Genomic DNA, 574 nt, shown 5'->3' with positions numbered 1-574 from the left:
CGAAAGATATGTTTCAAACGATGCAGATACTACAAAATCAAAACAGCAGATGTAAAAACAACACAATATCGGCTGTTATATCTCCAACTATTGTAGATAGTCAAAAGATGAGCGATAGAGATTTACGAGCATTAGCCGTTGAGTTTTTACTTGGTTTACAAATCGATCCTACCAAAGCTCAATTCATTGCTTTTGTTCATACAGAAAAAGAGCATAAACATATTCATATCATCGCCAATCGCATAGATGAAAATGGCAAAGCTCTAAAAGATAATTACATTGGTTTTGAAGCTCAAAGAGTTGCTCACGAAATAGCACTTAAATACGGTTGGACGTCTATAAGACAAGAAAACGAGAATAAGAAACAAAGAGCTAACAACACAAACTTAATAGCTAAAAACACTATCAAAACAGCTCATAGGGAAGTTTTAAGACAGGAACCAAAAGATTTACAACAATACATTCGATTAATGCTTGAAAAAGATATTGAGGTTAAACCAACTATTAATAAACAGGGGAATATTCAAGGATATCGCTTTATTCATTTACCAACTAATACAAACCTAAAAGCAAG

Annotated in this window: 1 protein-coding gene; it reads left to right on the top strand. The window is 32.9% G+C overall.

What is annotated here, in order from left to right:
* Positions 1 to 574: relaxase/mobilization nuclease domain-containing protein (locus H4K33_RS16390; protein ID WP_182650878.1), on the top strand; the 574-nt coding region annotated here is incomplete at both ends.

Source organism: Myroides sp. WP-1 (assembly GCF_014145635.1).
Classification (GTDB): Bacteria; Bacteroidota; Bacteroidia; order Flavobacteriales; family Flavobacteriaceae; genus Flavobacterium.
The sequence above is the reverse complement of the archived record's forward strand: the minus strand, read 5'-3'. Positions and strand labels throughout refer to the sequence as shown.